Here is a 26,840-nt window from a genome sequence, read left to right on the forward strand (position 1 = left end):
AGTCACCGAGCGATCACGGATTCCATCCGCCGCTGCCGTATTGACGGGTAATAATCTCGAGAAGATGACCGTTGGGGTCCTCGAAATAAACGCCGCGGCCGCCGTCGTGGCGATTGACCTCGCCCGGACGCGTCCGGCCAGGGTCAGCCCAGTACGTGAGACTCCCTTCGCGAATCCGACCGAAGATCTCGTCGAACTCGGCTTCGCTGACCAGGAACGCATAGTGCTGCGGCGTAATTTCGCCGTCGGTATCCATGTAGTCGAGGTTCGCACCGTTTTCGGTCGTGACCATCTGAAACGGCCCCCAGCGCCTCGGGGCTGGAAGGCCAAGCATTTTCGCCAAAAAATGTGCCGACGCCTCGCTGTTGCGGGCCAACAGTATTGTGTGGTTGAAATCGATAGCCATGCCATCACTCCCTGTGATCTCTCCTCGCACGTCGCTCAGAGTTGTTCCATGACCGAAGCGTTGCGGCACGAGACCATGATACCTCCAGAATATAGACGGAACATTACTTAATTTGCGGACCGAACGAAAGGACACCGAGGGTTCTCAGACTTCCGCTTTCCACCGCATTGCTGCCGTTCGATCTTACGCGGGCGAACGCCGGCAACTACGTCGATGAGCCCGAAGTCGGTCCCTGACAGGTTATGCATGGTGAAACGTTAACATCAGGCATGGTGCGGTCTTTTGCAAAGCGGGTCCGGGCGGTCGGCCCGCTGCACAGCCGATCCAGGTTCGACAAAGCGCGACGGCCAGTCGACGGCGGACATACGAAGAGCGCCCGCAAGTGACCGAGCCATCAGCCGCAGCCTCACCGCGGCCGGCGCACCGCCCGCACCACCCCGGCCGACGTGCTGCCGCAATAGAGGCGGTCGCCGCCATCGGATTCCAGCCCCGACACGCCCATGCCGGCCGGCATATCCAGCTTCTCGAGAACCTTGCCCGATTGCGGATCGACGCGGCGCAGATCGCTCTGCTCGCCTTCCCAGGTGGCGTGCCACAGCTCGCCGTCGACCCAGGTCACCCCGGTGACGAAACGGTTGGATTCGATGGTGCGCAGGATTGTTCCGGTCTCCGGGTTGATCTGGTGGATCTTGCGCTCGCGGTATTGCCCCACCCAGAGCGTCCCTTCGGCCCAGGTGAGCCCGGAATCGCCGCCGCCGCCGGGTGCCGGGATGGTTGCCAGAACCCGGCCGGTGTCGGGGTCGATCTTCTGGATGCGGCCGTGGGCAAGCTGGAAGAAATGCTGGCCGTCATAGGCGGTGCCGGCATGTGCCGCGACATCGATCGAGCGCTGCGCCTGCCCGTTTTCCGGATCGAAGGCGACTAGCTTCTCACCCGAGGCAAACCAGACATTGTTGCCATCAAAGCTCACCCCATGCACCCTCTCCACATCTGGAAAGGGTCCGTATTCGCCCAGGATTTCGGCTGTTGACTGTTTCATGTCTCTATCCTCACTGAGATGGTCTGATGTCCGTTACTAACCGTTTGGTAGCGGTGCCGGGAGTAACAAGGTGGTCGTGAATCCCACTACCGGCGGCGTCACCCAGCGGCGCGCCCGTCCGTGCCCGAAAAACTGCACCTTGCCGGCCTCGCCAAGCTGCACCAGAGCCCGTTGCACGCTGCGCTGGCCGGTGCCAAGCGCCAGCGCCAGCGCCGAACTCGCCCAGGATTCGCCATCGGCGAGAAAGGCCAGCACCGCCGCATGCCGTTCCTCGATCGGCCGCGCCAGCACCACCACCTCGCGCGCCTCTCGCGGCGCCAGCGCGAAGCCTTGGCTGGTCGCGCCGATGTCGGCCACCCCCCGCAGCTCGGCGCGCAGCCGGCCGATCTCGACCCTGAGCCGCGCCCGGTGCGATTCATCTGCGTGCCTGCCGCCGAAGGCTTCGGCGATCAGCCTTCCCCTCGACACATCGCCCGGCCACGCTTCGGCCAGCGTGCGTGCCAACGCGAAGAGCACCGGGCGCGTTGCCAGCGTCACGATTGCTTGCTGCTGGCGCATGACATAGCGGAAGCTATCGACCACCAGCGCCGGCGACGCCTGCAGCGCCTCGACCTCCTCGAGCAGCAAGGGGCGCTGCTTACCACCCGCAATCAGACACGCCGCCGGCGTGTCCAGCGCCAGGAATGCGCTGTCGACCTCGGCGATAAGCCCCGGAATGCCGGCGCGGCGGGCGGCATGACGTGCCCACTCCAACGCCCTGCGCGCCGGCTTCGTCCTGAGGCGCCGCATAGCGATACCGGCGACGGCGAGTTCGTGCGCGGCTCTCGAAGCCGGCGGCAGCGGCATCGGATCGAGCCCGGCCAGCACAGCTTCGGCCTCGTCCAGACGGCCGATCAGCAGCAGGCGCCGCACCTTGAGGTGGCCGGCATGCGCGGCGTTCAGCCGGTCGCCATGCTTTTCCAGCGTCGCCCGCGCCGCATCCAAAAACTTGGCGGGCCAGCCAAGGTCACGCGAGACCAGCGCGATCTCCGCTTCGGCGACGACGCATCTGGCACGCGCTACCGCCTCCTTCGGGCCGAAGCCGCGCGCGGCCCGCCTAAGCAGCGTCTTGGCACGATCGAGGTCGCCGAGCTGCGCCATCGCAATGCCGCGCAGCGCCAGCGCCGGCGGGTCTTCGCGCAGGGCGACGCGATCGAGGGCGCCGAGCGGATCGCCCACGGCCAGTGCCAGTGCCGCCGCGGTGATCAGCGAGTCCATTCAAATACCGTCACACTTGTTACTCCCACCCCTAAGCTGCCCGCCCTAACTTAAGTCATGGCCGTCAACCAGCAAGCCGTATCAACGCTGTGGCTATCGTTGACGCCGATATCCGCATTGACAAGCCCTGAGCATCTCAGGCGTCAATATTAAACATCTCATAGGGGATAACTGACATGCCTCACGCCGACGATCTGTCTCTCCGCGCGACGAACGACGCCGCCGAGCACGCCGAGCGGATGCGCCATCCCTGCTGCGGCGGGCCGGGTCCTTCAAATCCCGTCGCACTTGTAACTCCCACCTCTGCGCTTCACCGCCCTATTCTGGCTCGTAGCAAGCAACAATTGACCGGCAAAGGAGACGACCAATGACCGAGCACACCGCAATGAAGACCCCGCCCATCGTTTCAAGACAGGACTGGGAGGCCGCCCGCGAACAGATGTTGGTGAAGGAGAAGGCAACGCTGCGCGCCAAGGACGCGCTGGCCGCCGAGCGTCGGCGCATGCCGTGGATGGAAGTTGACAAGACCTATGTGTTCGAGGGGCCGAATGGCAAGGCGAGCCTCCTCGATCTGTTCGAAGGCCGCCGCCAGCTGATCGTCTACCGCGCCTTCTTCGAGCCCGGCGTGTTCGGCTGGCCCGAGCATGCCTGCCGCGGCTGTTCGCTCGGCGCCGATCAGGTCGGTCACCTCGCCCATCTCAACGCCCGCAACACCACGCTTGCCTACGCCTCGCGCGCCCCCCAGGCTGACATTGCGCGGCTGAAGCAGCGGATGGGCTGGCAGATGCCGTGGTACACCATCACGGACAGTTTCGACAAAGACTTCGGCGTCGACGAATGGCACGGCCACAATGTGTTCATCCGTGATGGCGAGCGCATCTTCCGCAGCTATTTCATCAACAGCCGGGGCGACGAGGCGATGGGCACCGTCTGGAGCTATCTCGACGCGACGCCGCTTGGCCGCCAGGAAATCTGGGAGGATTCGCCCGAAGGCTATCCGCAGACCCCCCTCTACGCCTGGTGGAACTGGCACGACAATTACGACGCCGGGGCCGACAAGACATGGGAAGAAGTGTCGGCCGCCGGCGAGGCGGCGTTCAGGGATAAGGGTGAGCCGTAACGGCATCCAGCTCGGGTTCCTCTCCTCACTCCCCAGGGGCGAGGAATCAGTTCTGGCTGGCGTAACACATCAAGGGATTGAGACCATGAGCGATATCCATTCTCGAACCGGCAGCATGCCCTGCGAAAACACCGTCACCCTCAGCATCGCCGACTGGCTATGCCTCGCCGCCGCACCCACCTTCGCCGTGATGGCACTGCTCTCCTGGCTTCAGGCTGGCGATGCGGCCATGCTGTGCATGGGCTCCTCGCCACTCACTGGCATGGCGGCGATGTATCTCCTGATGAGCGCCTTCCATCTGGCGCCCTGGCTAAGGGTGATCTCCGGCCGGCAGGTCCGATAGGTCCAGCCGCGCCGCCCAATTTTAACGGTTGTGATGGGGTTGACGCCCCCGACGGCATCGATGTGCCAGAATGGAGACGTTGATCACCATTTAAAGGAGGTCTGCTGGTACGGGCCGGTGCTTGGTGGGCCCGGTCCATTGGACATCATGAAGCTGCCTAGAAGCATCAAGACCGGCTATGCGACCCTTTTTCGACCACATCCGCAGCCCGGAGCTTTGCCGCGCTCGTACGCAGCAGCTTTTCGACTGGTCGGGGACGGTTCGCTGAAGGTGAAGATCGATGGCGTCCATGCACTTGCTGAAGCCGCGCGGGCGCATATAGACATGGAAAGCCGCGCCACAACCGGCAAGCTGCTGTTGGCCGTAATCGTCGATAAAGACGTCCACGGTCAGCTTTGGTCTTCCATCGATCCGCAGAGCGTCTTTGCCGATGCGGACAAATTGCCCACCCTCGCTGTCCATGCGGCATCAGCCCGCTTCTGCGTTCGCCTCCGCCGGCAGGAAACCTTTGCGCGCGTTGACCGTTGTCTTTACGCGACATAAGGAGGAAGTTGGATGGCATCTGTCCGATACATCGTTGCCGACGTCAACAAGGCGGTCGCGTTCTATCGAGACAATCTCGATTTCAAGGTCGACAAGCACAATCCGGGCAAGTTCGCCGCGCTGCTGCGCGACGACTTGACGCTGTATCTCAGCGCCCCAGGTGCGGGAAGCGGAGGTCAGGCGGGCGGCGATCCGAAGCCGGGCGGATGGAACCGATTTATGATCGTAACGAGCGAGGTCGATGTCCTCATTGAGCGGTTGCGCCGGGCTGATGCGAGATTCCGGGGCGAAATCAGCGACAGCGGTGCCGGCCGCGCCATCTTGCTTGAAGACCCATCGGGCAACGTCATCGAGCTGTTCGAGTTCAAAAAGCATTGAGCCTGACGTAAAGTGATGGCGGCGGGCTGTTGGTTTTGATCCGTCTGCTCCTGGTCATGTCGCTTTGCGTCACCGCCGGCAGATCTCGAAGCTATCTATCCTGAGGGACTTCCCCCTTCCCGCTGGTCCGCTCACGTGCTCATGCAGGCTCGCACGGCTGAACTGAACGGCGAGCTTCGCGATCGACTGCGGACACCATTGCGACAACCAGAGCCGAACGTACCTTCGCTGTGCAAACCTAAACCTTGCGCGTGAACCCCAGAGAAGTTACCTGTCTCTGGGCGTGAATGGCCGCATTCTTACGATCAAGTGGAGTGCGACATCCGCAAATACTCCTGCATATTATGCTCTGCTGGGGATTACTCGCCTCATGGCGAGCTCGCCATTACTTCAGCCAGTTGGATATATAGGCGGCGTGATCCTCCCGGGGTTCAATACCTTCCTTCACCGCAGTCTCACATCAGATGCGCCGCTTCGGGGCGGGTTCTTGGTCGGAGTCGCCGGAGTTGGGTTCACCCTTGGGTTCGATCAAGAGTACCTTGACCTCTTTTTCAGCGCGTGGCCGATGAACGACGCCCTTGGGCACAATGAACAATTCGCCAGCCTTGACGGTTCGAGAGGGCTCTCCCTTGATGTCCATCTCCATCTCACCTTCAAGTACAAAGAAGAAGTCATCCGTCGTATCATGCTTGTGGAACGGATATTCTCCGATGAACTTCACCACCATCACGTCATTCTCGTTGTAATCGGCGATCACATGAGGGTCCCAATGGCTTGAGAATTGCCCCAGCTTTTCGGAGAGGTTTACTGTTTTCATATCGGGTCTCCTGCCTTTGATAAAAGACATTTAAGATGACCAGTCTTCCAACTGGCCTGAGTGCGATGTAGGTTTCATCACGACAGCTTGGAGGAAGACCAATCTCACGCGCGCTAAAATCTTGTGGCAAGACAGCACAGGATATCACCCCCGGTCTTGAACGTTTGTGCGCGCAGGATTGGGTGCAAATGGCACCGTGGCAACACGGAATTGGCCGTATTGAAGCCTTCTTTTCCGGCGAGGCCTATGCTCCGCATCGGCACGACACCTATTCGATCGGTTACACAATTCACGGCGTACAGAGTTTTGATTACCGCGGCGCGCGCTCCGATAGCATGCCGGGCCAGGTCATCGTGTTGCATCCCGACGAGATTCACAATGGTGAAGCAGGTACAAATGACGGCTTCCACTATCGGATGATCTATATCGAGCCATCCATCGTGCGCGACGCGCTCGGGGCGCGGGCGACAACGCTTCCATTCGTGAAGAACGCAGTCTTTGAGGACCCAAGGCTTTTGCATGCAATCCATGCCGCATGCGCCGATATGGACCGCGTGCTTGAGCCGACCGCACTGGATGAGATTGCGGTCCTTCTGGCCGACGGCCTGTTGGCCAACAATACGTCTATTCGGGGATCCGTAAGTACATTGATAGACGCCAGAGCCCTCGATCGAGCTCGCGCCTATCTTGATGCCAATCTCGACCGAACGGTCGCTTCGGCCGAGCTTGAAGGGATTACCGGGCAGGATCGCTTCTCGCTGGCGCGCCAGTTTCGCAAGGCTTATGGGACAAGTCCACACCGATACCTGATGATGCGCCGCCTCGATCGGGCCCGCGCCGGGATTGCGTCGGGGCTCAGTCTGGCGGACGCCGCTCTTGTGGCCGGTTTCAGTGACCAGGCGCATATGACGCGGCGCTTCAAAACGAATTATGGCATCTCGCCTGGACACTGGCAGCGCCTCTTGGCGAAGGCCCGATAGATCCCGGGATACAAGGCGCATTGCCATCCGCTCGGGCAATAGCTGAAAAGGCATTGATGAGGATCACCGTCGTGTCAAAAGACGCATCCGGTTCAAGTCAGAAGCTTCGGCCAACATCACCCTGGCAGGGATTGAACTGGTTCATATGCGCAAGCAGCAAGGCCTGTTTTGCCCCCGGCCCGTGTACTTGCTCTCAAAGAGCAGTTCAAGGTTCTCGCCGCCTGCACATGCCCTGATGGAGGATGTCCCTAGCCCGTTTCAGCATTTGCAACTCAGCCCGGGAAATAGTGGTCGGTATTCGGCAGAGCGTCTGCGTATATAAGTTCTCGGCGGAAGCACACGCGGCAAACTGTCAGGCAAGCCAGTTGCATGGGATCGTCATCAGGTGAGCGAGAGATTTCTCAAATCGAGCCCGAGAAACCGCTGCTCCTTGTGTTCCTCGTTCGCAGATTGCCGCGTTCGGCAGGCTTGTCTCACCGAAACATTGGAATTCCCTCATGATAGGCGGCTGTGTTCAAATCACGTCGAACAAACGGACTCATGGATTCGGCTTCTTCGGTGGTGACCTGGTGGCCCCGCGCTGGCGTATGACCGTACGCAACGGCGGTTTCATGGGCACGGAGTGAGGTCAGTTGCCGATCGACATGACCGGCACCGCGGTCTGGCATGTCAGAAAGACGGCTTGTCCAACGCAATTGGGTCGAGCCGAATGCACTCAAGGTCCATCGCCGCCTGTCGCGAAAACAACAGCCCGCCAGGATTTGAACGACGCCGTGGCTCCGTGGATAAGATAGCCCAGGCAATGCCTTGCCCTCCCGGCTAGCAAGCGGATGCATCATGTCGATATCAGAAACCGAATTATGCGGCCGTGTCCAGAAGTCCGAGCTTGCGGGCGCGCAATCGCGCCAAGCCTAGCACGCTGTCGATAAACGGTGTCGGCAGATCAAGGATCTTGCCGATATCATGCGCTACCGTCAGCAGGGCGTCCAGCTCAACGGGTTTTCCGGCTTCTGTATCCTGTAACATCGAAGTCTTGAAAGCACCCAATGTCCTGGCTCTTCCGATCACTTCAGTCGTCGAAGCGTCCATCGGGATACCAATGGCATCACCAAGCACCTCGGCTTCACGCATCATCCGCAGGCAGAGCTCGTATAGCAGAGGATCATTGATAATAATGTCGCTCGTCTCACCCGTAAGCATGCTGATCGGGTTTATGCTGAGGTTCCCCCACAGCTTATGCCAGATATCATGCCGGATAGTGGTTGTAACCCGACTTGAGAAACCAGCAGAATTGAACATGTCATTAATGTCTGAAAGCCCGGACACGGACTTGTTGTCGGCATAGCCTATAACGAGCTTATTTCCACTATAGTGCCGGACTTTCCCCGGCGCATCGAGCGAGCAAGCCATGTAGACAACACAGCCGACCGTCTGGGCCAAGGGTATAGACTTTTCGACAATCCCATGTGGATCCACGGCAGCCAGCCGTGTGTTGCTGAGTACCCCATTGCCGCCGACGAAAAACCACCAAGGGACGCCGTTCATGGCGGTGATAACCCCGGTGCCAGGACTCAATAGAGGCGCTATATGTGACGCCACATCCGCAAGCGAGGGCGCTTTTACGGATATTATCACATAATCTTGCGGCGCCAGTTCAGCGGGGTCAGCAGTGACCCGTACTTGAACACGGTGAGTCTTGCCGTCTTTCGTCAATTGAAGGCCGTCATGTTTGATTGCCGCCAGTGTCGCATCATGCGCGATGACGCTGACTTCAGCCCCGGCAAGGGCCAGAAGTACACCCATAGTCCCGCCCACAGCGCCAGCGCCGTAGATGCATATTTTTAAACGGTCGGATTTCGTCATGGCGTCCATTGGTCTTTCTCACAGTCGTCTTTGACAGCTCGTGCGTGGCTTTGGCTATTGCATGCGACAGAACCATCGGCTCTCCGTATCCCATTGAACGATCGCCATCCGATTGGTCTGACTGCCGTCAATCGTGACACAATCCGGGTCGTCGATGACGCGCCAAAGCGCTGCAAAATAAATCGTTTCGCCGCATCGAATGCAGACTAAAAACCAGAAAGTTGCACTTTGGCTTTTCCGCATATCTTTTTCGATCCGGACTCCTGCGCCTTATCAATAATACCGGACGCAAGATCAGACACGATCTCTACTGCAGTATCTTCGGGCAATCCTGTTTCCCGCATGCCAGCTCTCATGGCTGTATCGCTGGCTTCATCGGTGCCGCATATAGAGGCACGAGCCTCCATCATGGCAGCCTGTTCGAACTTTCTGTTTCCGACTTCAGTAGATTCCGCCTGGTTCTTGACGGTGGCAAATACGGGTCCAGTGGCTGCGACAAACACAGCCGCCGCCAAAATGGGTATCGATGATTTGTAAAAGCACATTTTCCTGCCCATTTCCTGGCGATTATCGCCATTCGACATGGATGTGGACTGCACGCAATCCACGCTGTTTCCATCCGTCATCCATCCGCCCCCGGATTCTGCCGGGAGCGGGGCTTCGAAGTGCATCAACTACTCACAGTATCTGGTAGGAGAATTGCCAAAGTGCGGATATTCGCAGGATCCGTAATTATCGTCACGGTTGAAATCCCTAAGGTGATCCCTGCGGTCGCCAAAGCGATCATGGCTCACCGCAACCGCGCGGGCACCGAAGACGCCACCGGTTCCGAAGATCCCGCCCTCTCGGGAGCCATGGTCCCTGCCGCCGAAACTATGATCGCCGCCGCCCAAACCACGGCCGATACCACCGTGGTCCCCGCTACGGCCACCGCCATCATGGTCACCGCCGCGCGCCATCGATTCAGTTACCGAGCCGGCGGCCATCATTGCGCCCAAAGCTGCTATCGCCAAGATAGTTGCTGATCTTTTCATGATTTCACTCCTAAGTTACAAAAGCCTACCGCTTGGAAGGTTTTTGTAACTTAGGAGGACCAAGTTGTTCACTATATTATACATTGGTTTATGCATGTAGTCTTATGGTTCTGGTTCATCACCCACGTGGATATTGTGATCAGCTTGGGTACTTGGATGCTTGTTGGACAGTTCAACGACATGATGATGGGGTGCCTGCGACTGGCGCATACAGCCGTTTCCCCATCTGGTGGCCACACGTCCGTTTGCGGGCGCAAAAGTCGACATGAAGGAGCGCCTCGAGGCGTGTTTCGAATGTCGGCTCCAGACGAGATGGGATGGTTGCCACCCTCCCCTGGCGGCATCGCAATATGCCAATATTGTGGTGCGTGAACCTACAAAGCGGAGAAAGCGGCAAAATGAACGATACAATGATTGGTGTGGACCTGGCAAAGAGTGTTCTGCAGCTCCACGGTGCGTTCAAAAAAGCTGCCCCGCTCCCAGCGCGGCGGCCATCTTCTCGCTCATTGAAACAGCAAAGCTCGGGGATCGTGACCCCGAAGCATGGCTCCGTGACGTCCTCACCCGCATCGCCGATCACCCGATCGACAGGATCGATGAGCTCCAGCTACCCTTTCTAGGGTGACTCGCCAAAGTATTTGGCGTGCAGCTCCTCCACGAGACCGCGCTCATGAGCGCCTATGAGTTCAACGGTCAGCCGCCTTGTAGAGGAACTGTTGAGAGGAAGCCCGAAGCCGTATTTGTCCGGCTCGAAGACGCCGCCGATGACATCGACCCTTTGTTCAGGGTGTCTGTGGGCATAATATTCCAGCACCGGGGCATCGCCGATGATCGCTGTGATACCACCGTCGAGCAAAGCTGCCACGGCAGCATCAATGTCCGGGAATGAATGCAACTCCAGCCCGGAGTTGCGGGCAAAATCCTCCGACACACTCCCGGTGAAAACCCCGACAGCCTTGCCAGGAAGATCGGAAAGGCTGTTGATTTGATTGGTCAGCGAGAGCGTGGTCATTACTGTCGCCACGGAGGACGTAACAAACGCCAGCACGGCAATCCCGCATACGAGCCACAAACCCTGCCAGATCCGCCCAACCCACCCAAAAACATTCTTTCGGCCGGTTGGTTTGCCAGCAGCAATCGACATGACCGAGAAGAAGCTTTCTGCTATGCCGTCACGCCACCGGCGTGGAAAGTCGGGGGCAAACCTTCGGTCCAAGAGGGTCAGCAGTCCTGTCGCCGCGGCGACGACAAAGGCAATCCATGCATAGGCGCGAAGGAACCCTGAGTCTCTCAATCCTGTGACAACCTCCAGAAACCCCGTGCCCTGGCGTTCGTTGACCATGATCCTCAGTCCAGCGTCGAACCACGGATAGGTGAAGTCCATCCGCTGTGCCCGGTCTTGCGTAATGGTGAGATTGGTGACGGCAACATCGACGTCGCTGTTCGCAGTGGCATCGAGCAGGGCGCGGACCGTCGGGAACGATATGTAGTCGGTCTGAAGGCCTTGCGCCCTTGCAAGCGACTCCCAAAGCTCGACTGCCATTCCTGTGAATTGGTCCTTCTCCTGGATGACAAATGGCGGGCTCACATAGAGCCCAACCCTGACCGGTTGTTTGGCTTGAGGCATCTCTTGCGCAAATGGATTGCCCACGGACAGAAGGATGCATAACATGCCCAGGGAGAGAGCATTCTTTGACATGAAAAACTCCTGCTTGCAGCGTCTCACGTCCTTCGCCGCGTCAGCCTGTTGATTTTCCAGTGAGAACTGACCCCGATATGAAGTGTCCATCGGGGCTCGACCAGATGGCGTTTCAAGCGCCTGCCGGGCACGTTGGTTTTCAATTCCTCGGGCGATCAAATGGCCGCCAAGAGCAGAATGAAGCCGTTTGGCATTGTAGATTTGATCTATGAACCTTGGCAACCTCTCGGTTACGTCGACGAACGTTTCGTATCCGGCAAAAGAGTCTCTTAGACCTTTAGTCCTGAAGGAATGCCACTGTCAGATCGCATTGGCTTGTATTCAGCCCAGCGGTCGCCCTCCAGTATGATAGACTGCTGCTGTGTCTAAAGCCTTCGAGGGGCCATCAATGACGATCGTTACTTGCCCTGTTTCAGACGAGCCGGTTAAGGCTCTCCCGAGCGATGGAGACTTTGCTGAATTTGTCTGCCCGAGTTGCGGGCGATTTCGGATATCTCGGACAGCGCTCAGGCTCATTAAAAATCTTTCACGAAGAAGGCGCGAAAGCTTGCTGAATAAAGCGAGGAGCGACGCCCAAGGTGGTGATGGCGTCCCCTTCATCAGAAACATTTACTAGCGCAGCAATAAAGCCTGACATGTTGATTCCAGGAGCATCGTGATGTTCAACCCCGATGCAAAAGTACGCCTATCATCCCAGACGTGATTTTAACCAGCACAGTCAAAACGTTCGACAATGCCAAGGATGCGCTTGCCGCGATGTTCTTCCTCTGTGACGACGGCAGGGTCCGGACCAGACTGCGTCGATGACTGTATTGTCATGGATAGCCGCCAGGCCCGTATCGAAGTCAGTCGGCGCGGTTCTCCTCCCATTTATCCGCGCTGCCTGTTTTCTCTGAAGGTTTACCTTCACAATTGAAGCCGGGTTTTTTTGTTCGGCCCTTTTTTGTGCAAAGCATGTGTAATCGGGCGGTCTCAAAAGGGGCGAGCTCCCGGCTTGGCAGGAGCCATGCGCTCCTGCTTGTCGGCGCTGACTTCGGCTGACGCCGCGGCGCCGTGGCTACAACTTTCCCTGCACATCGGACTGCGGCCAACGCTGCAGCGCGATGCGGCCAGCTTCTGTCAACGCATAGACGCCCCTATCAAGGCGCTCAAACCAGCCATAAACATTCGAAAGCAATATCTTGCCCACGTCCGGTATGTCGGTTCTAACATCACGCACGCGCAGCGGTCCTGCCGTCAGCGTTGCCGCGCAGGCGAGTGCCTGCTGTCGATATGCCGTCATGATCGGCGTGCGGCTACTACCACCAAGCGCCGGATCCCCGCGCCGTTTCTGGTGTTCGCGCATTAGTTTGGAACGCCGTTTTGGATCGGTCCGCGGCATTGGTGATACCGAAGCAACGATGACGCTGACCTCGCCGGCATCTGAAATGCCCAGCATGCCAACGCCCAGCCTGCGGCAGAGGTTGCGGTAGCGTTTGTCGGCTTCACGACCTCTGCCCTTGGACGATATCCTGGCAGCGATCCAGATCTCGTCTGAAATGTTCGCCCGGTCGACCGCCTGCAAAATGAGCTCCAGATTGAAACTCAATTTTAGCTCGCCGACCACGACAACAGACGGATCGTCATTACTGAGGCCGACAAGATCGCAGCCGCCAACCTCGCCTTTGGCGACGTAACCTGCCTTTTCAAGAAAGCTTTTTACCGGCAGATAGAGCGAAGTTTCCATATGTGCTGATTAAATCGGAGAATCGTTGCACCTTAGCTACACCGACCACACCAGACAATTTCAATTCATCTCCGATGGCGTCGCTCTCAGGCAAGTCGCCGCTGCTGGTTGTGAAATGTGTTCGCGCTGGAGGCAATAAGGTTGGCTGAAGGATCAAAGGTTTCAAGAACGCTGATCGATTTGCCGTATGATCGAAAGAAGTTGCTCCCTGCCCTATCTGCCATAGGGAAAACCTGCGTGATCTGCGAAATAGATAACCCTGCCTCGGGAGGCGCTGTGGATCTCCAGTCCGCGGATCACCGCACCGATCAGCGGTCTGTCGAAATGTTGCAATCAAAGGCCGCACAGAAAAGCGTACTTGATCACACGCGCACACAGAAGAACGATTATGTCGGAACATCTTCATGGCAACTCCATTTGAGTTGACATGAAGACTTTTGTTGGAATGTCCACGATCTTCCTGATCGTTTCCGTCATCGTCGCTGAAGCCGCAGAGGTCAAACCCGACGCGATCAATGCTGCATCCCTGTCCACAATCCCGGCGGAGCGCTCTTCCAAACCATCAGCGGATCCCGACCCTGCGATCGTCCGCCTTCAGGTTCTCCTCGACCGCGCGGGCGCATCGCCAGGCGTGATCGACGGCATTTATGGAAACAATGTTACCAAGGCGGTGGTCAGTTTCGAAAAGATGATGGAGATGCCCCAGGACGGCACAATCGACCCCGATGTCATCAGCAGGCTGGAGACGGGTGGCCCGATTATCGGCACCTACACGGTCACGGCGGACGACGCGAAAGGCCTCGTGGATCATATTCCCGCAGACTACGGTGAAAAGGCGAAGATGCCCGGCTTGGGTTATACCAGCGTCGCCGAAGGGCTTTCAGAGCGGTTCCACATGCATATCGACCTGCTGACTGCGCTTAATCCAGGATCGGATTTCGTCCCTGGCGAGACGGTCCAGGTAGCGCGACCGGGTCCCCCGCGCCAGGGAAAGGTGGCCCGCATCGAAGCCGACAAGACGGCCGGGCAGGTCACGGCTTACGATCATCGCGATGACATTTTAGCGGCATATCCCGCGACAGTTGGCAGCGAGGACAATCCTTCTCCCGGGGGAACGCACAAGGTAAAGGGCGTCGCGCGGATGCCCGTCTTTAGGTACAATCCAAAGGTCAACTTTAAGCAAGGCAAGAACGACAAGGTCCTCACTTTGCCCAAAGGCCCCAATGGACCGGTCGGAACTGTCTGGATCGATCTGACCGAGCCAACCTACGGCATTCATGGAACGCCTGATCCCGAGCTTGTCAACAAAGTCGGGTCGCATGGCTGCGTTCGTCTGACGAACTGGGACGCAGAGGAGCTAGCTGGAATGGTGAAGCCGGGCGTCGTTGTCCGGTTCGTCAACTAAAGGTATTCCTCGCCGTCGATCGGGATTGGTGATCGAACGTCTTGAGGCAATCGGAAAAACGGAGCGAAGGGCGTCAGTGTCCCCCTCTCACTCCCTCCTTCTCTCAACCACGGCCGCTCACCAAGGCCGGGTAATCCAAAGGGGAAAACTGGGCGCTTGCGCGCTATCGGCAAGGCCGATATCGCGAAGCATGTGATGTGACAGGTGGGAGATGTGGTTCTTCGTTTGATGGCGCCGCCAGATAGCCAGAATCAACGCATAGGCGGTGTTCCAGACGCCGAATTTTTGGCACAGTTCATCAACTGTTGCCGCAAGAGTATCAACAACGAACGCTTGTGCTTCGCGCATGATTTTCCTGTCCGGTGCAACGAGGCAGCCGGTCCTCTCGAAGGTAAAAAGACGCGCGGATGCGGACGCGGAAATGCGAACAGTCGCTCCGTCAGCCAGTCACGTCAGGGAAATGGGAAATGCCAAACGGCAGAATTTCGGGGCCTAGAAGCCCTGATGCCAATGTCGGCTTGGTCGAGATGCACATCGCATCGAAGCCAACACGGCCGTTCCACCACAGAGGCGCGTAAACATGAGAATAGGTGTCATTCACGCCTCCTCTGGGTTGATTGCGAGTGGCGTCACGGTACACGACATTGGCTGATAAACAAGCATGCAATTTCGCTTGCAGACGTGGCGCAGGATTTCGTTGCAAAAGAGCAACACTATTTCAGATGACACTTACGCCTTGCTTGGTCCACCCTAAGCATCCAGCCGCTACCTGGTTCGAAATGACGCTGCCGAACAAGGCGTTGCACCAAAGAGCTGGTCAAGCCCGATACACCTTACACGTCGTATTCAGCGGGCGAACGTTGACGAATCCACGAGCAGCCGCCAACCCGAGCATCGGTCGGATGCGGTATTTGATCCTTCCATGATCCTGTTTAATGCGGTTGTTGAGATACTTACTCGACCTGGTGGTGGTGCTGGCTGAAGAAGAACTCGGCCGTGTCGCCAAGGCTGTCGATCGCCCGGACGCTTGTTGAACCGCTCATGCAATTGCGAAGAGAAGCGCAAAACCCATCTAGGGACAATCGAATGATCGAAATGGTCTTGCACTCTTCCATCATTTTCAAGTCGAGCAGAATGAGCGATCGCTCGAAATGACGCCCTTTGGACCCGCAATTCCCGAGATAGATTGGAAACACATATTTCAGTCAAATTGTTAAAGCATTTGCGCTAGAGTCCCCTCGGGTAGGTAGCGTAGTTGCCAAACGCGCCCTGGCTATCGTCTCCGCCTCTTTTCGACTAAAGACTTTGATTTTTAACGGCCGAAATGCGAGTCCTCTTTAATGACTGATATTGCCCCCACATCACCAAGATTGCTATTCAGGGCGACTTTGCCAATTTTTGCCATTGCCATGGCTGTTTGCCTTGCAATTTTCGCGTTGCTCGCATGGTCAAGTCGCATGACTGATCAGATTGCTGTTGAGCGGCAGGAACGGCTGCTCGCCTTGGTACTATCGCAGGCGCAGTTCTCGGTCGCTCATGACCAGGAAAGCGCCACCGTCTGGGATGATGCGATCCGCCAAGTCAAGAGCCCCGACAGTGCGGAGTGGCTGAACAACAATCTTGGCGGCTGGATGACCACGTATTTTGGTCATGATGTGGTCTATCTTCTCGACGGAAAAGACAATGTTCTGTACGCCTTTGCTGATGGCAAGCAGATCGATCGCGCTGTGTATGACAGCGTCGAGCCTAGCGTTGCGCCGCTGGCATCAAAGCTCAGGCAATCCTTGCGGCATCCCGATGCCAACGGTTATGGCGACCGGGTGTTAAGCGCCGGCGCCTCGGAGATTTTGACATTGGATAACCGGCCGGCAATCGTCAGCGTCAAGCCGATTGTCTCTGACAGCGGCAACATTTTACAGACGGTTGAGGAAACCTACCTGCACGTTTCCGTTCGTTATCTGGACAGGAGTTTCATAGAAGACCTTGCGCGGGACTATCTTTTTGCTGGCCTGCGGTACGCCTCACAAGACACATTGCAAGCCGGCGAGTATCATTATCCACTTCGCTCGACCACCGGGAACACCATCGGATATTTCATCTGGCAGCCGTATCGCCCCGGCTCCACGGTCATGACGCAAATTGGCCCGGCATTTGTCGGCATTGTGCTGTTGATGTTGGGCATCATGGCGATCCTCCTGGCGGTGCTGCGCCGGAGATCCGCCAAGCTGCGCAACAGCGAAGAGCGGATGAACTTTCTCGCACTGCATGATTCCATGACAGGTCTGCCCAACCGGGCCCATTTCAACGATAAGCTCGATGAGGCACTGTCAACCATCAGCAATGCCTCGGTGGCGGTGCTGTATCTTGATCTCGATAGATTCAAGCAGGTCAACGACACACTCGGACACCCGGTGGGTGATGAACTCATCCGGCAGTTCACCATGCGCCTGAAAGACATCATCGACCACAAGACTTTCATGGCCCGGGTCGGCGGCGATGAATTCACGATCATTGTTCCCAACTTCGGACCACTTTCGGCGCTCGAAGCGCTTTGCGAGCAAATAATCACCGTTGTCCGGTATCCATTCGATATCGATGGAAATCATATCTTCATCGGCGTAAGCATAGGCGTCGCCACCGCGCCACTAGACGGCACTGGCGGCGGCGAGCTTGTCAGAAAAGCCGACATAGCGCTCTATCACGCAAAGACCGCCGGTCGAAGCCGGTTTGCGGTGTTTGGCAAAGAGATGGACGCCATGTTGCAGCAGCGCCGTACCCTGGAACGCGAGTTGCGTCAGGCCGTGCAGTCGCAAACCCAGATAAAGGTTGAGTATCAACCGCTTTATTCGGCCAAGGAACAGCGTATCACCGGGGTTGAAGCTCTCCTGCGTTGGCAACATCCCGAACGCGGCTGGATTTCGCCTGACGTGTTCATACCCATAGCCGAAGAAGCAGGCCTGATCGAAGCGTTGGGCGAACGCGTCCTGCAGCAGGCTTGCTCGGAATCGAGGTCATGGCCGATCCAGACCCTCGCAGTCAATGTGTCGGCAGTCGAATTGAGAAATCCGGCCTATGCCATGAAAGTTGCGAAACTGCTATTGGCAATCGGAATGGATCCTCGCCGGCTCGAGCTGGAGATTACGGAAAGTACGCTTATCGACAGCGCCGGACATTGCGAATACAACATCAGGGCGCTTCGTGCATTGGGTGTGACCATCGCGCTTGATGATTTTGGAACGGGCTTTTCGTCACTGGGACGACTGCAGCAGCTTGAAGTCGATCGCATCAAGATTGATCGAAGCTTTGTTCAGGGCTTCGGCCGCTCGGCCAATGACGAAGATATTGTCAAAGCCATTGTTCATCTTGCCCACGCAAAAGGGCTTCGCACGACAGCCGAAGGCGTGGAAACAATCGAGCAAAGTGACTTTCTCCGCCAGATCGGCTGCGATGATCTCCAAGGCTTTCTCCTGTCCCGCCCCATGTCCCCGGTGGGTATCGAACGCCTGCTGCGCGTCTCTGGTTCACTTGATCCGCTTTTTCCAACCGCGCACGACAAAAGCGCTGAGAGCCCATGAGTCTGATCGTGTGAAGGGAATGGCGGAAACGGCTGCGACGATAGCGGACCTGCTACGTCACTGAGCTGCAACCATCAGATGGCGGGACTGTTTCGCTTCATGGACGGTGGTTCTAAAATGTCCTTGTCGGTCCCACAAAGCGTGATAGCGCTCACGAGGACAGCCCGTCGAACCATTCCTCCGGTCCCGGGTTCATCCGGGTTTAACCGACCTTGATCTTTCGAATCGCCCCAGATTGACGGCGACCATAGGCTCTGCGAATTTGCTTTGGGAGAGATCATGGCCATCGATTGGATTTCAACGCTGCAGGAGCAAGCGGAGTTCGCCAGGCAAATCGCGGACGATGTTACACAAACGCTTGAGATCGCTGATTTGAGCGCTGCGCAGGCAGCCAGGCTCTACCGCGTGGTCGAGCAAGGCGCCCAGGCCTTTGATCGCATTATCGAAGAAATGGAACAGCACGACATTGACAATGACCTTATCGAGGCGGCCGAGACGATAGCCGACGTGTGGACCAACCTGTCCGTCACGACTGCGAACAAGCTGCGTGCCATGCAGGGTCTTGCACCCATTGCGTTTCCACCAGAGATCCCTGAATAGGGGCAAGCCGGCTGATACGCTGCAGAGGCGGTGCTGGATAAAATAGATATCCTTTGAGGAGAAAGGGATCATGCCAATTCCGAGACCGCACTGTTCCAGAAATCATCCCGAGCGCTTTGATGCATGCCAGTTGGCGATTGAGGACAAGCTGATAGAACTGATCGGCCAAGCATCGGATATGGGCTGGCACAGGGACGAAATACTGTCCGCCATAATCGCAATTGCCGACGATCTATCCTTGGCGCGGCGTGATGATATCGCGCTCGCGATAGCAACCCAATTATCGAAACTAATGAAGAAAAAGGATGTGTGAATTGGCTGACGCCAAAACGCATCCCGCACGCCTTATCGTTGTTGTGGCATTCAGCCGAGCGGGCAACGGGCAACTTGTGCCTGCTTACGATCCGATGCAGTTCGATACCCCGGAAGAGGCCACGCGAATGGCGCGCTATCTCTCGGTAAAATGCGCTGGCGTCGTGGCGTGGGTTCGTGATGCACAGCCTGACGCGGGAGAGTACGGTCCGCCGACGATTCTGTTTCGATCTGGCGATGTCCCGGAACTGGAGTAGCCGTCGAGCGATCAACATGACGTGGGAAGCAAACATTCACAACCTCGTCAAAATTAGCGCGGTCAAAATGACCCGGCACGTTGAAGAAGCTGTGCTTCACCAGCGCCTGGCTGATGCCGAGGCAGATTCACCGACGCTCGTATTGTTACGACTATTCAATCCCGCTTCTCGCTGGCCATTGAAGGCGCGCCGGGCAAGCCTTTTGCGGAACATGTGTGGCCCTGTAAAATTGTTTCGTCGGAACGGGCCTAGAGGTCAGTCACGATGCTCCGCGTCAGTTTTCCCGGGCTATGGGCTTGATTTGGCTGCCTTTCGGTCCAATATGGCCAAATGTCCAAGCAGCGCCCTCTGAACGATAACGGCCTTCTTCTTTTCTCGCGGTCTTGCCACCTGCGCCGCCGACAACAATACGACCAATAACAGTCGTTCCGCAGATCGCTGCAATCCAATTGCAGCGCAAACACTCGTTGGCAGGTCAGGCGTGACGGAAAGTGAGGCGAAGTCAATCACGGGCGCGGTTACGATACGCCGAATTCCCCGGGAGATATGGTTACGCAAGATTTCCGGAACGACCGGCTGACGTTGGAAATCGACGGTCGTGGTATCGTTATGCGAGCCGTCTGTGGCTAGTCGGTATCCAGATGTGCATCTCGTCGTTTCAGATCAACGCACAGTCGGTTGAAAATGCCACTAGAGGCACCCTTCAAGTTTTACTTTAAGCTCAGCGGCCTTCCGACTGATCTTGCTGGATTCTCCGCAGCAGCAAGCTGGCCGGTATAGCCCGCTTTCAATTGGGAGCTCTTGAACCGCGAATGGTACAGACTGCAAAAGTCACCGTCCTTCAAGGGCAGATGAAACATCCTGAAAGACAACTTTAAGAGGTGCCATCAACGCTCTCTTGTTTGATGCCAAGCATGAGACGTAGAATCCTGATTGTATCAGCGGCCTTCAGCATGATTTCCCTTGTTTCGTCGACGTATTTGAAATCGATATGTTCGGCAAACTGCTCTAGTTCAAAGGCGATGTCGGTCTCGGCATCCTTCTGCGAAGAACCTATAAAGGCGATCAGCTCGCTGTAAGCACTGATCAGCGTTGCGGCATCTTGAAGAAGAGCCTGTTTCTCTTCCCTCGTGAGGTCCGACACGCCGTTTGCTTGTTTGATCAGCGCAGTCAGAATCCCCGGTTTAGCTGCCATGCTTACTCCATCTTATGGATAAACGTTTTTGAAAAAGCCGATAAGCATCAGCTGGTGCCAAGTGCACTTGGTTGCTATTTCCGCATATTTGCCCCCGAATATCGACTGCTAGGTCGAGATTAAAACGCCCGACATGTTCGTCAATTGGCAAAGACGCCTCAATGAATGGCAAGCTTTTTGTCGATCAGGTGCTTGACAATGCCGGCAAGCGAGGACTTGTCAGCTTGCTGTTTGCCGAACACCATGGACTCCAGATGTTCAATTGCAGACCGCGAATGTCCGCCGACCTGCGACTGCCGCTGCAACTGCCAGACCAGTACGGCATCGCCATCGTTTGCAGCGCGCTTCATCCGAAGCCCGGTCCTATAGGCGCGCCAGCGTCGGGCAATTTTCGCGATTTGCGCGCGAAATTGCTGCGAACACAAAAGTAAGGTCACGATCAAAGCGGCAACAAAGGCAATTGCAATCAAAGCACGATCGATGGAATCCATCCCAGGCTTGCCGGATCGCTCGACGATCCCAAGCGACTGTTCCATGTCTGCAAGTGTTGGACCGGTATCCTTTAGTGCAACGGTGCGTCCGGAAATTACGATGTGCTGCATAGAATTTAGGTCCGTATTGTACCAGGGGATTTCGATAGCCGGCACTGTTGCCGGGTCGCCAGTAACCGGGCGGATTGTCCATGAATAGGTCACTGATGAAATCGGACCTTCCCTCCCCTCGACAATCCTGTAAGGGCCTGGTTTTTTTGAGGTCCATTTGTTTCAGCGGTTTGCCCAGGCCGATTTCAGTTTTTCGCACCGGTGTCGCCGGAACAACAATCAATCCCGGTATCTTGATTTCCGGGCGAGGTGGCAGCTGGTCGTCGGTTACACCCACTCCGCTTATGGTGATAGACCTTTTGGCCGATTGGCCGATGTCGATGCCATCGGGATCGTGGCTCCAGTCCTCCTTTGCTGTGATACTGCGGGCAGCAAGCCACCACGAACTGGCATCCGTCAATTCCGGTGCGACCTGAATGGTCACAGGTTCGGATTGAATGACCGTCGTTATCCGGGCGCCACCCCGGTCGATAAAAGTCAGGTTCTGGATGAATGGCGGAATGACGAGATTGCCGCTGCGCTGGGCAAAGACGGCGATGACCTGCTCGAAGCCACGCACTTGCGGGCTGTTTTCGACGGCCTCGGACCACTCATCCTTGCCAATGAGCATCCAGCGAAAACCAGGGAGCGCAGGTTGCTCGGTTTTGACGAGTGCGACCGGCCTCGTATAGGTGCCTCGCAGCCGCAGCAGGATCATCTCCTGCACGAAGGGCAGTCGGTTCCTTTGGTCGACATCCACCCAGATGCGTCCGGCGAACTGGGGTTGATCCTGAGCGTGCGCCATTGTTCCTGCCAGACAGAACGGTACCGCCAACAGGATGATGCGTGCCATTGCAACCAAACACCATAGGGAATCCTTCGACTGAATGGCCATTCCTTTGTCCTGGCGCTGCTTGTGCTCTGCCGCAATTCGCAACCGCAGGAACCTGACCGGATCGTGGGGAATTTGCGCCAGCCATTGCAGCGTGGCCTGTTCGGTTTCGAGCTTCGCTTCCAAAGCGTTCTGCACGGGTATGGTATCGTCGACACTGGCACGCGTGGTCTGCCCGCCATTTTTGCCAGCACTGCCGCCGCTGTCCGTCGCCAGGCCCTTGGATGACCCCATCCCGGCCTCCAGTTCACTATTGCGCGCGTCGCCGCGGCGGTCGACTTTGCTGCTACCTGCCATTTGCGCATTGCCTGCAGCTTCGCGCTGTCCGGCCATTCCATCGCCGGAGGTGGACTTTGTTCCTGCATCATCGTCGGAGGCTTTGTTTTCACCGCCCTGTTTTTCCTTGGCGGCCGTCGAACTCGCAAGGCCAGCCACGGTATCCCCTGCTTCCTCCCGGGCTTTTATCAAAGATTGAACGAGCTGGCGATTGGCGTATGCCGCATTGTCACCTGGGTTGCGCCTGAGCCGCCGGGCATCTGGCTGCGCCCGCGAAGCTGTGTAATCAAGCTTAGGGACATGAACGGTGGGCCGAATGCGATCGGGTACACCGGGCCTCCAGGCTAGATTTTTGAAGAAGGGCGTTGCCGAGCGTCTGTCCGCCGGACCCGCCCTTGAGATCAGGCTTTGTGGCACGAAACACCTACTGGTGATGTTTCGGTTCAAAATCGAGATCGACAAGGATATAGTAAATTCGATCTTTCCAAAAAATAGCGCCAGCGGCTGTGCGCGACCGCTGGCGTCTTGCAGTTGAAGGTGACTGGAGTCAGCATTTCCTCGGAGCCGCTGATAACAATCGGTTGCCGGGAATTACTTAATCTCAGTTACCGTGAGCTTGCCGTTGACCTTCTCGGCGACGAATTCGATCGCCTGGTCCTGTTTGGCCTTGGCAAGCAGCGCATCGTCGCTGACAACGAACACCATCGTCATTGCAGGCATGTCCAAACTTTTGAGCTCCTCATGCTTGATGGTAATCTTCTTCTGCTTGAGATCAATTTTCTTCACCTCGCCCTTGGTGAATTCGGCAGCCAATGAAACAGTCGAAATTGCAGCTGCGGCAAGTGCGATCAATACGGTCTTGATCATGGATTTCATATCGGTTTCCTCTATCGATGGTTGATTTTGGGAATGTTATGGAGCGACGGTGATGTCACCCTTCATGCCGGCTTCGTAGTGCCCGGGAATCAGGCAAGCGAAGCCGAATTCTCCAGCCTTGGCGAAAGTCCAGATGATTTCGCCGTTGCCCCCCGCGGCAAGGCGGATGGAGTTGGGGTCGGCATGTTCCATTTCCGGAAATTTCTGCATAAGCGCCTTATGCTCCTGGATGCCTTCGTGGCGGTCCATGACGAACTCATGGTCCGTCTCACCCGTGTTGTTGAATTTGAGGCGGATGGTTTCTCCCTTTTTAACCTTCAAGACCGCCGGCTCAAAGACCATCGAGCCGTCGTCCTTCTCCTTCATCGAGATGGTGACGGTACGTTTTACCGCGGCCTTGGTGCCAGGTTTGCCGATCTCCATGACATCATGGCCTCCGGCATGATTGCCGGCAGCGAATGCGGGCGTGACGACAACTGCCGTCATTAGGGCTAGTACGAATTTCAATTCAGTTTTCATGCTTCATGTCTCCGTTTAATTGTTGATGCAGTTTTCCTCACCCCTTGTGCCCTTGGGAGTGCTTGGTGGCGTCGGGAGTTTTAGTTTCAGGCCCAGCAGCTTTTTCGGGAGTTGGCAGATCACCAGTCCACTCGTAGGCAACGGTACCTTTCGGGTGCTGGTACCATCCAGGATCGGCGTAATCTTTGGCCGAGATGCCCTCGCGGACCTTGACGACCGAGAACATGCCGCCCATCTCGATTGGACCGAACTGGCCCGTTCCCGTCATCATCGGGATCGTATTGTCGGGCAGAGGCATTTCCATCTCGCCCATGTCGGCCATGCCCCGATTGCCCATCGGCATATATTCCGGCTGAACCTTGCGGATTTTCTCGGCCAGTTTCGACTTGTCGACACCGATGAACGTCGGCACGTCATGCCCCATCGCGTTCATCGTGTGATGCGACTTGTGACAGTGGATGGCCCAGTCGCCCGCATGAACGGCGTCGAATTCATAGGCTCGCATGGCACCGACCGGGATGTCGATCGACACTTCCGGCCAGCGAGCTTCTGGGCGGACCCAGCCTCCGTCGGTGCAGGTGACCTCGAAATCATATCCGTGCATGTGGATCGGATGATTGGTCATCGTCAGGTTGCCCACACGCACCCGTACCCGGTCATTCATCGACACCACCAGGGGATCGATCGCCGGGAAGATCCGGCTGTTCCAGCTCCAGATGTTGAAGTCGGTCATCTCCATGACACGCGGAACATAAGAGCCGGGGTCGATGTCGTAGGCATTGAGCAGGAACACGAAGTCCCGGTCGACGCGCATGTATTTCGGGTCTTTCGGATGAATGACGAAGAAACCCATCATGCCCATGGCCATCTGCACCATCTCGTCGGCGTGCGGGTGGTACATGAAGGTGCCGCTCTTCACCAGATCGAACTCGTAGACGAAGGTCTTGCCTGACGGGATGCCTGGCTGGGTCAGTCCGACCACACCATCCATGCCGGATGGAAGGATCATCCCGTGCCAGTGCACGCTCGTGTGTTCCGGCAGCTTGTTGGTAACGAAGATCCGGACGCGGTCGCCTTCGACGGCTTCAATCGTGGGGCCCGGCGACTGGCCGTTATACCCCCACAAATAACCCGTCATGCCGGGCGCGAACTCCCGCTCAACGGGTTCCGCCACCAGATGGAACTCCTTCACGCCGTTGTTCATGCGGTGCGGCAAGGTCCAGCCGTTAATGGTGGCGACAGGCTGATAGTCCTGGCCTGAAACCGGAAACAGCGGCGGCTGGGTTTCGGGCGCTTGCATGGTCGGGGCATCGGGCAGGCCCATGGCCGAAGTCTTGGTCCAGGCGGTGGCACCTGCAAGAACGGCACCCGCGCCCAATAACTGGCGTCTTGATAGCATTGTCGGTTCCTTGTTCATTCTTCACCTGCCTCTGCTTCGGCAGTAGCGACTTCGATTTCACCGCCCCCCCCAGAAGAACCGCCGCCGTAAATGGCGGTCCCAAGATTGACTTCGGCGAGATAGAATTCGCGTTTGGAGTTTAGGGAAAGGATATTGGAGCTGATCTTGGCGCGGGTGTCGGCCAGGAGTTCGAAGGTGTTGGTGATCATGCCATTATAGGTGAGCACCGACTCTTCTTCGATTTTCGCCCGCAGCGGCACGACGCTGTTGCGGTAATGACGGGCGATGTCATATTTGGAACGATAGGCCTGGTAAGCGGAACGGACCTCAGAGCGGACGTTCACCGCTTTTTCGGCCAGAAGGTTTGCCGCGCGCATGTAGGACAGTTCCGCCTTTCGCATGCGCGCCTTTCCGGTGTCGAAGATCGGGATGGTAAATTCCAGTTCGGCGGCCCCGGAAACCACATCCCTCTTCTCGCCTTCTTCCTCTTCCCGCTCTGCTTCGACGCCGCCCATGAGCTGGAGATCACTGACGTACCGGGTGGCGTTGGTGAGACCGTAGGATTTCGCGGTCGCTTCAAGTTCAAGTTTCGCCACGTCAAGATCGACCCGGTTGCGTAGCGCTTCCGCCTCGATGCCCGACTTGTTCTTCGGCCCCTTCGGCAATGCGGGGAGAGCATTGGGGACACTGTAGTCCATATCCTGCCCCCACAGCCCCATCAGGCGGGTCAGCTCTTCCTTGGCGAGCCTTGCATTCAGACGCGCCTTTGCAGTTTCGCCCGTAAGCTCGGCATTGAATACATGTTCACGCGCTTGTCCGGTTTTGGAGAACGCACCGGTTTCTCCGAGCTTTTGAGCAAGGTCCGACGCAGCATCGGCGGCCGCTTGTGAACGGTTGAGATAGGAAACCGTTTCCCACGCCGACACGGCATTGATCCAGGCTCGCCGCGTGTCGGCAGCAACCCGCAGGGTCTCCACTGCCGCCTTCAATTGCGCTTGGCGGAAACGTGCATCGGCTACGCCGACGCGTCTGGATTGTGTCATTAACGCTAAAATGTTGCCCGTGATCGCCGTTTCGATGATGCGGCCGATGCCGATGGAACTGTAGCTGACGGACGCGGTTGGATTGACGGGCATCGTTTCCTGCCAGACGTCAGCGGCTGACAGTCCCACCTCGGCGTAGGCGGCCTGCAGGCCGCGATTGTTCAGGAGCGCCACCTGAACGGCAGTATCGGGGCCGATGGTCTTCTTGTAGACTAGACTGCGAGTCCGATCAGCAAGTGCCCGAGCGTCTGCCTGTGATTGCGCCCAGACCGCCTGTTTGCCGATCGCTCCGGACGTCTTGGCTTGAACCGTGCTGAACCCGGCAGCTGGTTCCGAAACCAGGGCCGTCGTACCTGAAGTCGCACAACCAGAGATCAACAGAGGCCCGGCGATACCCACGAGGATTTTCATCGACGCCAGCCTCATGAACCTTCTCCCTTCGGCGCAAGGTCATCATTGAGCTGTCTCCAGTTCTTCGGATCGACGGGTTCCCTATGTTGATAGGAGCCCAACACCGAGTGATAGTGACCGGAGGCCGTGCCAAATGACGGATTGGCGGCCGGCTCGGTTGCCATGTCGGCGAGCCGTGGTGATGCGGTGCATCCAGCGCCGACCAGCGCCGACGCCACCGCAAGTAATGCAGCGATTTTCATGTTCTAACCTGAATTTGAACGAGGTCTTGAAACCGCGCGAACCAAAGTTTGC

At 57.3% G+C, this 26,840-nt stretch carries 29 protein-coding genes and 3 pseudogenes; 13 read left to right on the forward strand and 19 right to left on the reverse strand.

Going from position 1 to position 26,840, the window contains the following annotated elements; all coding sequences use genetic code 11:
- Positions 1-13: 13 nt before the first annotated feature.
- From N8E88_RS10165 to N8E88_RS10175, 3 genes are all read right to left on the reverse strand, one after another.
- Complete coding sequence (locus tag N8E88_RS10165) at positions 14-406, reverse strand: VOC family protein (RefSeq protein WP_262291642.1); 393 nt, start codon at positions 404-406, stop codon at positions 14-16.
- Between the two features lie 406 nt (positions 407-812).
- Entirely contained in the window at positions 813-1,445 is a 633-nt protein-coding gene (locus tag N8E88_RS10170) for a Vgb family protein (protein ID WP_262291643.1), read from the reverse strand.
- A gap of 36 nt (positions 1,446-1,481) precedes the next feature.
- A complete protein-coding gene (locus N8E88_RS10175) occupies positions 1,482-2,702 on the reverse strand; it encodes a helix-turn-helix domain-containing protein (RefSeq protein ID WP_262291644.1) in 1,221 nt (406 codons plus the stop codon).
- Between the two features lie 367 nt (positions 2,703-3,069).
- Here N8E88_RS10175 and N8E88_RS10180 point away from each other — a divergent pair, with 367 nt between their 5' ends.
- The 4 genes and pseudogenes from N8E88_RS10180 to N8E88_RS10195 all read left to right on the forward strand — a co-directional run bounded on the left by N8E88_RS10180 (position 3,070) and on the right by N8E88_RS10195 (position 5,086).
- A complete protein-coding gene (locus N8E88_RS10180; RefSeq protein WP_262291645.1) occupies positions 3,070-3,822 on the forward strand; it encodes a DUF899 domain-containing protein in 753 nt (250 codons plus the stop codon).
- A gap of 85 nt (positions 3,823-3,907) precedes the next feature.
- A complete protein-coding gene (locus tag N8E88_RS10185; RefSeq protein ID WP_262291646.1) occupies positions 3,908-4,165 on the forward strand; it encodes a hypothetical protein in 258 nt (85 codons plus the stop codon).
- A 102-nt stretch (positions 4,166-4,267) separates the two neighbouring features.
- Positions 4,268-4,525, forward strand: a pseudogene (locus tag N8E88_RS31785) (zinc-binding dehydrogenase); the annotation flags it as partial.
- A 195-nt stretch (positions 4,526-4,720) separates the two neighbouring features.
- Positions 4,721-5,086, forward strand: coding sequence for a VOC family protein (locus N8E88_RS10195; protein WP_262291648.1), 366 nt, complete (start codon positions 4,721-4,723; stop codon positions 5,084-5,086).
- Between the two features lie 460 nt (positions 5,087-5,546).
- Here N8E88_RS10195 and N8E88_RS10200 read toward each other — a convergent pair whose 3' ends face one another.
- Positions 5,547-5,903, reverse strand: a complete 357-nt coding sequence (locus N8E88_RS10200) for a cupin domain-containing protein (protein ID WP_262291649.1) — start codon at positions 5,901-5,903, stop codon at positions 5,547-5,549.
- A 188-nt stretch (positions 5,904-6,091) separates the two neighbouring features.
- Here N8E88_RS10200 and N8E88_RS10205 point away from each other — a divergent pair, with 188 nt between their 5' ends.
- Together N8E88_RS10205 and N8E88_RS10210 are read left to right on the forward strand one after the other, a co-directional pair.
- Positions 6,092-6,883 carry an AraC family transcriptional regulator gene (locus N8E88_RS10205; RefSeq protein WP_262291650.1) on the forward strand — a complete coding sequence of 264 codons (792 nt, stop codon included), beginning with the start codon at positions 6,092-6,094 and terminating at the stop codon, positions 6,881-6,883.
- A gap of 52 nt (positions 6,884-6,935) precedes the next feature.
- A pseudogene (locus tag N8E88_RS10210) lies at positions 6,936-7,135 on the forward strand (hypothetical protein); the annotation flags it as partial.
- A 606-nt stretch (positions 7,136-7,741) separates the two neighbouring features.
- Here the strand turns inward: N8E88_RS10210 and N8E88_RS10215 are convergent.
- The 3 genes from N8E88_RS10215 to N8E88_RS10225 form a co-directional block, all read right to left on the reverse strand.
- Positions 7,742-8,755, reverse strand: a complete 1,014-nt coding sequence (locus tag N8E88_RS10215; protein WP_262291651.1) for a 2-dehydropantoate 2-reductase — start codon at positions 8,753-8,755, stop codon at positions 7,742-7,744.
- A 197-nt stretch (positions 8,756-8,952) separates the two neighbouring features.
- Positions 8,953-9,372, reverse strand: a complete 420-nt coding sequence (locus N8E88_RS10220; protein ID WP_262291652.1) for a hypothetical protein — start codon at positions 9,370-9,372, stop codon at positions 8,953-8,955.
- A gap of 48 nt (positions 9,373-9,420) precedes the next feature.
- Entirely contained in the window at positions 9,421-9,780 is a 360-nt protein-coding gene (locus tag N8E88_RS10225; RefSeq protein ID WP_262291653.1) for a hypothetical protein, read from the reverse strand.
- Positions 9,781-10,264: 484 nt separating this feature from the next.
- Here N8E88_RS10225 and N8E88_RS10230 point away from each other — a divergent pair.
- Positions 10,265-10,405, forward strand: a pseudogene (locus N8E88_RS10230) (transposase domain-containing protein); the annotation flags it as partial.
- Here N8E88_RS10230 and N8E88_RS10235 read toward each other — a convergent pair.
- Both N8E88_RS10235 and N8E88_RS10240 read right to left on the reverse strand, forming a co-directional pair.
- Complete coding sequence (locus N8E88_RS10235; protein ID WP_262291654.1) at positions 10,397-11,479, reverse strand: transporter substrate-binding domain-containing protein; 1,083 nt, start codon at positions 11,477-11,479, stop codon at positions 10,397-10,399. The pseudogene N8E88_RS10230 and the gene N8E88_RS10235 sit on opposite strands and share 9 nt — an antisense overlap.
- Positions 11,480-12,536: 1,057 nt before the next feature.
- Positions 12,537-13,205: a DUF2161 domain-containing phosphodiesterase gene (locus N8E88_RS10240; protein WP_262291655.1), complete on the reverse strand. Its 669-nt coding sequence runs from the start codon at positions 13,203-13,205 to the stop codon at positions 12,537-12,539.
- Positions 13,206-13,632: 427 nt separating this feature from the next.
- On the opposite strand from N8E88_RS10240, the gene N8E88_RS10245 reads away from it, so the two are divergent.
- Positions 13,633-14,610 (forward strand): L,D-transpeptidase family protein, encoded by a 978-nt coding sequence (locus tag N8E88_RS10245; protein ID WP_262291656.1) that lies wholly within the window; start codon positions 13,633-13,635, stop codon positions 14,608-14,610.
- A 117-nt stretch (positions 14,611-14,727) separates the two neighbouring features.
- Here the strand turns inward: N8E88_RS10245 and N8E88_RS10250 are convergent, their stop codons facing one another.
- The gene (locus N8E88_RS10250; protein WP_262291657.1) at positions 14,728-14,958 is read right to left on the reverse strand and encodes a DUF1127 domain-containing protein; all 231 of its coding nucleotides are present in this window, start codon (positions 14,956-14,958) and stop codon (positions 14,728-14,730) included.
- Positions 14,959-15,049: 91 nt separating this feature from the next.
- On the reverse strand, positions 15,050-15,211 hold the full coding sequence (locus tag N8E88_RS10255) for a hypothetical protein (protein ID WP_262291658.1): 162 nt from the start codon (positions 15,209-15,211) through the stop codon (positions 15,050-15,052).
- An 856-nt stretch (positions 15,212-16,067) separates the two neighbouring features.
- Between N8E88_RS10255 and N8E88_RS10265 the strand changes: the two genes are divergently transcribed.
- From N8E88_RS10265 to N8E88_RS31790, 5 genes are all read left to right on the forward strand, one after another.
- On the forward strand, positions 16,068-18,185 hold the full coding sequence (locus N8E88_RS10265) for a putative bifunctional diguanylate cyclase/phosphodiesterase (RefSeq protein WP_262291659.1): 2,118 nt from the start codon (positions 16,068-16,070) through the stop codon (positions 18,183-18,185).
- Positions 18,186-18,464: 279 nt separating this feature from the next.
- Positions 18,465-18,785: a hypothetical protein gene (locus N8E88_RS10270; RefSeq protein WP_262291660.1), complete on the forward strand. Its 321-nt coding sequence runs from the start codon at positions 18,465-18,467 to the stop codon at positions 18,783-18,785.
- A 70-nt stretch (positions 18,786-18,855) separates the two neighbouring features.
- The gene (locus N8E88_RS10275; protein WP_262291661.1) at positions 18,856-19,098 is read left to right on the forward strand and encodes a hypothetical protein; all 243 of its coding nucleotides are present in this window, start codon (positions 18,856-18,858) and stop codon (positions 19,096-19,098) included.
- A gap of 1 nt (position 19,099) precedes the next feature.
- The gene (locus N8E88_RS10280; protein WP_262291662.1) at positions 19,100-19,354 is read left to right on the forward strand and encodes a hypothetical protein; all 255 of its coding nucleotides are present in this window, start codon (positions 19,100-19,102) and stop codon (positions 19,352-19,354) included.
- Between the two features lie 546 nt (positions 19,355-19,900).
- Positions 19,901-19,984 (forward strand): hypothetical protein, encoded by an 84-nt coding sequence (locus N8E88_RS31790; RefSeq protein ID WP_410010594.1) that lies wholly within the window; start codon positions 19,901-19,903, stop codon positions 19,982-19,984.
- Between the two features lie 244 nt (positions 19,985-20,228).
- Here N8E88_RS31790 and N8E88_RS10285 read toward each other — a convergent pair whose 3' ends face one another.
- The 8 genes from N8E88_RS10285 to N8E88_RS10320 form a co-directional block, all read right to left on the reverse strand.
- Positions 20,229-20,549, reverse strand: coding sequence for a hypothetical protein (locus tag N8E88_RS10285; protein ID WP_262291663.1), 321 nt, complete (start codon positions 20,547-20,549; stop codon positions 20,229-20,231).
- A 158-nt stretch (positions 20,550-20,707) separates the two neighbouring features.
- Positions 20,708-20,899 (reverse strand): hypothetical protein, encoded by a 192-nt coding sequence (locus N8E88_RS10290; protein WP_262291664.1) that lies wholly within the window; start codon positions 20,897-20,899, stop codon positions 20,708-20,710.
- 13 nt (positions 20,900-20,912) lie between these two features.
- The gene (locus N8E88_RS10295; RefSeq protein ID WP_262291665.1) at positions 20,913-22,457 is read right to left on the reverse strand and encodes a hypothetical protein; all 1,545 of its coding nucleotides are present in this window, start codon (positions 22,455-22,457) and stop codon (positions 20,913-20,915) included.
- 432 nt (positions 22,458-22,889) lie between these two features.
- Positions 22,890-23,174, reverse strand: a complete 285-nt coding sequence (locus tag N8E88_RS10300) for a copper-binding protein (RefSeq protein ID WP_262291666.1) — start codon at positions 23,172-23,174, stop codon at positions 22,890-22,892.
- A gap of 36 nt (positions 23,175-23,210) precedes the next feature.
- Entirely contained in the window at positions 23,211-23,693 is a 483-nt protein-coding gene (locus tag N8E88_RS10305; RefSeq protein WP_262291667.1) for a cupredoxin domain-containing protein, read from the reverse strand.
- A gap of 37 nt (positions 23,694-23,730) precedes the next feature.
- A complete protein-coding gene (locus tag N8E88_RS10310) occupies positions 23,731-25,092 on the reverse strand; it encodes a multicopper oxidase family protein (RefSeq protein ID WP_262292404.1) in 1,362 nt (453 codons plus the stop codon).
- Between the two features lie 14 nt (positions 25,093-25,106).
- Positions 25,107-26,561 (reverse strand): TolC family protein, encoded by a 1,455-nt coding sequence (locus tag N8E88_RS10315; RefSeq protein ID WP_262291668.1) that lies wholly within the window; start codon positions 26,559-26,561, stop codon positions 25,107-25,109.
- A complete protein-coding gene (locus N8E88_RS10320) occupies positions 26,558-26,788 on the reverse strand; it encodes a hypothetical protein (RefSeq protein WP_262291669.1) in 231 nt (76 codons plus the stop codon). Before N8E88_RS10320 ends, N8E88_RS10315 begins: the two co-directional genes overlap by 4 nt.
- Between the last annotated feature and the right edge of the window lie 52 nt (positions 26,789-26,840).

It is taken from the genome of Phyllobacterium zundukense, assembly GCF_025452195.1.
Taxonomy (GTDB): domain Bacteria; phylum Pseudomonadota; class Alphaproteobacteria; order Rhizobiales; family Rhizobiaceae; genus Phyllobacterium; species Phyllobacterium zundukense_A.

Coding starts and splice junctions, on each gene's coding strand:
- N8E88_RS10315 (WP_262291668.1), bottom strand. CDS start 26,561: ATGAGGCTGGCGTCGATGAAAATCCTCGTGGGTATCGCCGGGCCTCTG.
- N8E88_RS10290 (WP_262291664.1), bottom strand. CDS start 20,899: ATGAAGCGCGCTGCAAACGATGGCGATGCCGTACTGGTCTGGCAGTTG.
- N8E88_RS10205 (WP_262291650.1), top strand. CDS start 6,092: ATGGCACCGTGGCAACACGGAATTGGCCGTATTGAAGCCTTCTTTTCC.
- N8E88_RS10170 (WP_262291643.1), bottom strand. CDS start 1,445: ATGAAACAGTCAACAGCCGAAATCCTGGGCGAATACGGACCCTTTCCA.
- N8E88_RS10215 (WP_262291651.1), bottom strand. CDS start 8,755: ATGGACGCCATGACGAAATCCGACCGTTTAAAAATATGCATCTACGGC.
- N8E88_RS10220 (WP_262291652.1), bottom strand. CDS start 9,372: ATGACGGATGGAAACAGCGTGGATTGCGTGCAGTCCACATCCATGTCG.
- N8E88_RS10305 (WP_262291667.1), bottom strand. CDS start 23,693: ATGAAAACTGAATTGAAATTCGTACTAGCCCTAATGACGGCAGTTGTC.
- N8E88_RS10285 (WP_262291663.1), bottom strand. CDS start 20,549: ATGGCAGCTAAACCGGGGATTCTGACTGCGCTGATCAAACAAGCAAAC.
- N8E88_RS10180 (WP_262291645.1), top strand. CDS start 3,070: ATGACCGAGCACACCGCAATGAAGACCCCGCCCATCGTTTCAAGACAG.
- N8E88_RS10175 (WP_262291644.1), bottom strand. CDS start 2,702: ATGGACTCGCTGATCACCGCGGCGGCACTGGCACTGGCCGTGGGCGAT.
- N8E88_RS10275 (WP_262291661.1), top strand. CDS start 18,856: ATGCCAATTCCGAGACCGCACTGTTCCAGAAATCATCCCGAGCGCTTT.
- N8E88_RS10235 (WP_262291654.1), bottom strand. CDS start 11,479: ATGTCAAAGAATGCTCTCTCCCTGGGCATGTTATGCATCCTTCTGTCC.
- N8E88_RS10270 (WP_262291660.1), top strand. CDS start 18,465: ATGGCCATCGATTGGATTTCAACGCTGCAGGAGCAAGCGGAGTTCGCC.
- N8E88_RS31790 (WP_410010594.1), top strand. CDS start 19,901: ATGGTTACGCAAGATTTCCGGAACGACCGGCTGACGTTGGAAATCGAC.
- N8E88_RS10165 (WP_262291642.1), bottom strand. CDS start 406: ATGGCTATCGATTTCAACCACACAATACTGTTGGCCCGCAACAGCGAG.
- N8E88_RS10250 (WP_262291657.1), bottom strand. CDS start 14,958: ATGCGCGAAGCACAAGCGTTCGTTGTTGATACTCTTGCGGCAACAGTT.
- N8E88_RS10200 (WP_262291649.1), bottom strand. CDS start 5,903: ATGAAAACAGTAAACCTCTCCGAAAAGCTGGGGCAATTCTCAAGCCAT.
- N8E88_RS10185 (WP_262291646.1), top strand. CDS start 3,908: ATGAGCGATATCCATTCTCGAACCGGCAGCATGCCCTGCGAAAACACC.
- N8E88_RS10245 (WP_262291656.1), top strand. CDS start 13,633: ATGAAGACTTTTGTTGGAATGTCCACGATCTTCCTGATCGTTTCCGTC.
- N8E88_RS10195 (WP_262291648.1), top strand. CDS start 4,721: ATGGCATCTGTCCGATACATCGTTGCCGACGTCAACAAGGCGGTCGCG.
- N8E88_RS10310 (WP_262292404.1), bottom strand. CDS start 25,092: ATGCTATCAAGACGCCAGTTATTGGGCGCGGGTGCCGTTCTTGCAGGT.
- N8E88_RS10300 (WP_262291666.1), bottom strand. CDS start 23,174: ATGAAATCCATGATCAAGACCGTATTGATCGCACTTGCCGCAGCTGCA.
- N8E88_RS10265 (WP_262291659.1), top strand. CDS start 16,068: ATGACTGATCAGATTGCTGTTGAGCGGCAGGAACGGCTGCTCGCCTTG.
- N8E88_RS10240 (WP_262291655.1), bottom strand. CDS start 13,205: ATGGAAACTTCGCTCTATCTGCCGGTAAAAAGCTTTCTTGAAAAGGCA.
- N8E88_RS10225 (WP_262291653.1), bottom strand. CDS start 9,780: ATGAAAAGATCAGCAACTATCTTGGCGATAGCAGCTTTGGGCGCAATG.
- N8E88_RS10320 (WP_262291669.1), bottom strand. CDS start 26,788: ATGAAAATCGCTGCATTACTTGCGGTGGCGTCGGCGCTGGTCGGCGCT.